This is a genomic window from Candidatus Hydrogenedentota bacterium (assembly GCA_012730045.1).
Classification (GTDB): Bacteria; Hydrogenedentota; Hydrogenedentia; order Hydrogenedentales; family CAITNO01; genus JAAYBR01.
In genome coordinates, this window is the sequence record JAAYBR010000019.1 from 1 (window position 1) to 2,900 (window position 2,900).

The window sequence follows — 2,900 nt, forward strand, 5'->3', positions numbered from 1 at the left end:
TTGGTCGCGCTGGCCTCGCCGTCCAGGTCCTTCCACGTCTCCAGCGCCCAGATCGTGTTCTTCAGGTCCTCGGAAAAGTAGACCGTCGGCGCGTTGCCGATCCCCAGTTCCTGCGTGCGGTCGTAGTCCAGCGCCGCCACGATGGCCTCGATGCCGCTCGTAACCGTCCCCGAGAACGCCGGCTCCACCCGCAGCCCGAGGTCGTCCATGTCCCCGATCAGGGTCGCCGTGCCCTCCGTCGAGACGTGCGGCGCTCCGCCCCCGCGCGGATCCAGCAGCCTCCTGCAAACCGGCTCCGCGCTCCAGCCCGGCAGCTCGCTGTCCGTCCAGCCCCGCACGATCTCCTCCCGGGGCCAGCGCGGGTCGCCGTCCGCAGTCGTCGGCCACGTCGTGCGCCACTCGTCCACCGCCTCCGCGCCGTTGGCCAGCGCCCATTCGCGCCACTCCTTCCAACCCTCCAGCCAGGCGAACAGCGCCTTGTACTTCGCCGTGCCCCACCCGAAACCCTCCGTCGCCTCGGCCCGGTCGCCGTCGTTGATCCCCTTCTTGCGGCTGCTCGTCTTCGCCCAGGGACCCGGCTGGCCGATCCCCGGCAGGTTGTAGTTCCCCGGAAACTCGCGGTAGAAGTACTTGGCCTTGCCAACCACCGTGAACCACAGGACGAACGGGTTGCGTCCCGGCGCCGGGTCCATCACCATGTAGCGCGTCCCGCCACGCGGCACCATGTCGCGCGGGACCACGTGCACCGCCCGCCGGAACGCCGTGAACACCGCCTTGTGCGTCGGCATCACCACGCCGTAGAGGCGGCACTTGATCCTGTCCGCGTCCCGCCCCCGCATGTCCTCCACCAGGTTGCGCGGGTAGCCGTACGGGTTGTCCGCGCTGTGGAACCACACCACCGCCCGCTTGCCCTCCGCGCACCGCGCCACCCGCGGCACAGCCTCGAACAGCCGCTCGGACCCCTCAGCCTCCACCCGCCGCGTCGGCGCGTCCCCCAGCCGCCTCTCCTCGCTCCACCCGTCCGCGCTCCCCGCTCCCTGCTCCCTGCTCCCTGCTCCCACCACCCACTCCCAGCAGTCCTCCGCCCGGCTTTCGGGCACCGGCGCGGGCCTCGGCGGACGCGCCGCGTGCGCCTCCCTCAGCCGCTTGTACTCCTCCCGCGAGAGCCCCAGCGCGCGGTGCGGCAGCGGTTCGCCGCCGTCCTTCGGCAGCATCCAGCCCGTGTTCCACCGCGTCACGATGGCCCCCTCCATGAACTCGTGGACCACCTCCGTGTACCCCGCCTGCGGCGTGTTCGTGTGCAGCACGTAGCCGTTGCGGCGCCCGACGCGCGCCGGCAGCCGCTGGAACCACCCCTGCGGGATGCTCTCGTCCGGGAAGATCGCGTCCGCGTCGAAACCCTCGCCCTCCGTCTCCGGGTCCTGGCTGTAGAACTTCATCGCCAGCTTGCTCCCGTTCGGGAACACGTAGCCCGACCCGCCGAACCCCGTCTGCTCCTTGTACGATACGTACCCCGTCCGCCCCTTGCCGCACTCCTTCCACTCCGGGGGGATGTAGCGGAAGAGCTTCTTGTGGAGCCCGGCGTCGATGCTGCCGCCCTCCGTCGTGTGCATCGCGTAGACGAGCTGCTCGGCGCGGCCGGCCATCTGCGCGTTGGCCATGTACGCCACCAGCTCGCTCTTGCCGCTGCCGTTCGCGCCGCTCACCCACACCATCCGCACCGGGTCCGCGAACCCGCACGCGCGGCGCAGCGCCCGCATGAAGGCCCACTTGTCCAGCCCCGTCGCGCGCTCCGCCTCCTTCTCCAGCGAGACGGGCCAGAACGGCCAGTCCAACAGGCTCCAGACGACGGTCCACACGCGCGGCACCTGCCCGTAGTTGAACGGGTCCGCGCGCTCGCGCTCGATCTCCAGCGCCCGCTCCTTGAGCAGCGCCTGCCCCGCCGCCTGCGCGTCGCACTTCAGGAGCGCCATCGCCTGCGCCACCTGCGACGGACCCGGCAACGGGTAGTACGGATGCCCCTCCACGTTCATGCTTTCTGCCCCTTCTGCGGTTCGTCCCGCTCCGTGCGCTTCTCCTCCAGCGCCGCCAGCAGCAGGGCCGTGCCGTGCGCCTTGTCCAGGAGTTCGCAGCGCCGCTTGCCGGAAGCCTGCATCGCCTCCTTCACGATCGTGCCCTGCAGTTTCGCCGCCACCAGCACGATGGCCCGCCAGTACGGGTTGTCGTCCCCCAGGTCGCGCAACGCGCGCACCTCGTGTTCGGCGTACTTCGGCACCGCCACCGGCACCAGCACCAGTTTCGCCCCGTCGTGCGCCTTCCGCTTCCATCCCCACATGCCCATACCCCACTCCCTTTCCTTCGCGTCCTTCGCGGTTTGCCTTCCGTGGCCAACCCATTCCGCCGTCCGTCGCTAGTCCGTGCTGCTCGCGTTGGCCCAGCCCGGCTCGCGCCGCGTCCAGTGCGTCCACCGCTGCGAGATTGTCACTCGCTTGCTCATCGTCTACCGCCTTTCTTCGCGCGCTTGCGGTTGCTCCTGTTCTCAAGATATTCCCATGCCTTGAAGAACAGCATTACGACGACGAACACGGCGAACAAGATGGCAACGGCGGCAAGAACGATTGCGTCCACAAAATCTCCGAAGGTCCACACGAACATTGCAATGCTCATCCCTCGCCCCCTTCCTTCTCCGGTACCATCTTGAAGTCGTCCGCTTCTTCGTCGTACTGGCGGACCCACTTCCTGCGCCAGACAAGCTTTCCGCACTCCAACGGATCAATACCTGTTTCGCGTTCGCGAATTTCAATGACGGCCTCATCGCCGTCGAACATGGCCGTCTCGCACCACTCCCACGGAGCCCCGTCCGCCATGATGGACGAAACAGCGTCATCGAGTGAGACAAA

General features: G+C 68.6%; 4 protein-coding genes. All 4 read right to left on the minus strand.

What is annotated here, in order from left to right; translation table 11 throughout:
* Nucleotides 1-2,033 (minus strand): hypothetical protein (locus GXY15_01840; GenBank protein NLV39954.1); only part of this gene is annotated, 2,033 nt, incomplete at its 3' end.
* The gene (locus GXY15_01845; GenBank protein ID NLV39955.1) at nt 2,030-2,341 is read right to left on the minus strand and encodes a hypothetical protein; all 312 of its coding nucleotides are present in this window, start codon (nt 2,339-2,341) and stop codon (nt 2,030-2,032) included. The genes GXY15_01840 and GXY15_01845, both read right to left, overlap by 4 nt.
* A 152-nt stretch (nt 2,342-2,493) precedes the next feature.
* Complete coding sequence (locus GXY15_01850) at nt 2,494-2,667, minus strand: hypothetical protein (GenBank protein ID NLV39956.1); 174 nt, start codon at nt 2,665-2,667, stop codon at nt 2,494-2,496.
* Nucleotides 2,664-2,828: a hypothetical protein gene (locus tag GXY15_01855; GenBank protein NLV39957.1), complete on the minus strand. Its 165-nt coding sequence runs from the start codon at nt 2,826-2,828 to the stop codon at nt 2,664-2,666. The genes GXY15_01850 and GXY15_01855 overlap by 4 nt, the downstream gene beginning before the upstream one ends.
* Nucleotides 2,829-2,900: the final 72 nt, after the last annotated feature.

What these genes read in the sequence shown, in the direction of transcription:
- GXY15_01845 (NLV39955.1), bottom strand. Translation starts at nt 2,341, where the DNA reads ATGGGCATGTGGGGATGGAAGCGGAAGGCGCACGACGGGGCGAAACTG.
- GXY15_01850 (NLV39956.1), bottom strand. Translation starts at nt 2,667, where the DNA reads ATGAGCATTGCAATGTTCGTGTGGACCTTCGGAGATTTTGTGGACGCA.
- GXY15_01855 (NLV39957.1), bottom strand. Translation starts at nt 2,828, where the DNA reads ATGTTCGACGGCGATGAGGCCGTCATTGAAATTCGCGAACGCGAAACA.